Origin of the sequence: Streptomyces sp. E2N166 (genome assembly GCF_003671715.1) — a bacterium.
In the GTDB taxonomy this organism is placed as follows: domain Bacteria; phylum Actinomycetota; class Actinomycetes; order Streptomycetales; family Streptomycetaceae; genus Streptomyces; species Streptomyces thinghirensis.
The window spans coordinates 422,420-423,643 of record NZ_RAIF01000032.1 but is presented as its reverse complement, the minus strand read 5'-3'; the positions used below and the strand labels follow the sequence as shown (position 1 = coordinate 423,643).

Annotated in this window: 1 protein-coding gene and 2 pseudogenes; all 3 read right to left on the bottom strand. The window is 76.1% G+C overall.

The window, feature by feature from the left end:
- A pseudogene (locus tag EBH09_RS39285) lies at positions 1-298 on the bottom strand (glycosyltransferase family 9 protein); the annotation flags it as partial.
- A gap of 95 nt (positions 299-393) precedes the next feature.
- On the bottom strand, positions 394-1,044 hold the full coding sequence (locus EBH09_RS29025; RefSeq protein ID WP_193776597.1) for an HAD family hydrolase: 651 nt from the start codon (positions 1,042-1,044) through the stop codon (positions 394-396).
- Positions 1,041-1,224: pseudogene (locus tag EBH09_RS39280) on the bottom strand (transferase); the annotation flags it as partial. The gene EBH09_RS29025 and the pseudogene EBH09_RS39280, both read right to left, overlap by 4 nt.

Sequence of the window (1,224 nt, the reverse complement as noted above, 5' to 3'; positions counted from 1 at the left end):
CGTGGGCGTGCGGGGCGCGCTGGTGGCGCAGGTCGAGGAGGGAGCCGGGGTAGTCCACGCTGTCCGCGGCGATGTGCCGGACGCCGGCCAGGCGCAGGACCAGGGCGGTGGGCAGCGGGGACTGGTGGAAGGAGGTGAGGATCAGCGCGGTGTCGGCGTCGATCCGGTCCACGAGCGCGTCGATGTCCGCCCGGCTGACGTCGGGCGGCTGGAACCCGCCCCACGGCGCGTCCCACACCAGCACCTCGTCCACGCCGGGCAGCAGGCGGGCGGCGGGCGCGCCGCGCGATCCGCACAGCATGGTGACGTGGTCGGCCCGGGCGGCCACTGCCCGCACGGCGGGTCCGGCGAGCAGTACGTCGCCGAAGCTGTCGAGCCGGGTGACGAGTGCCTTCATCGCGGCCTCCCGCGGGTTCTCTCTGCGGCGGCACGTGACGAGGCCGCCTCGGTGGCGAGGACGGGTGCCGTCTCCGTCCGGAAGGCCGCGCCGATGGGCCGTTCGTCCGCGGGGACCCGGCCCTTGGGCGGGCCCGCGAGTACCGCCCGTACGGCGGTCAGCAGGTCCGGCGCGACATGGGCCGCGGTGGCCGTCTCCTCCGGGCGGGTCTGCGCGTTGGGCACGAGGATGCCGTGGGCGCCCGCGCGTTCGGCGGCCTCCGTGTCGGCGCCGATGTCGCCGATGACGACGCAGTCGGCGGGGTCCGTGCAGATGCGTCCGGCCGCCCAGAGGACCAGGCCGGGCTGCGGCTTGCGGCAGTGGCAGCCGTCGTCGGGGCCGTGCGGGCAGATCGCCCAGACGTCGAAGGGGCCGACGAGGTCGTCGATCCGCCGGTTGACGCGGCGGACGTCGGTGTCGCTGATGAGGCCGCGGGCGACGCCGGACTGGTTGGTGACGACGCCGGTGCGGATGTCGTGTGCGCGCAGCAGCGCGACCGCCTCACGGGCGCCTTCGACCGGCCGGACCCGCTCGGGGTCGCCGTTGTAGGGGACGTCGTGGACGAGGGTGCCGTCGCGGTCGAAGAGCACGGCCTTGACGGGGCTCATGCGGCCACCTCCCGCCAGGCGGGGGCGCGGCGGTGCCGCCACGTTCCGCTCAGCCGGTGCCAGGTCGCGGCGGGCGGGATGAGCGCGCTGGTGACCAGCATGGTCGTGACCTCGTGGCGGGTGCGCGGGCCGGGAGTGATGCGGGCCCAGGCGAACTCGGCCGTGCCCGCAGCCCACCCG

Coding starts and splice junctions, on each gene's coding strand:
- EBH09_RS29025 (WP_193776597.1), bottom strand. CDS start 1,044: ATGAGCCCCGTCAAGGCCGTGCTCTTCGACCGCGACGGCACCCTCGTC.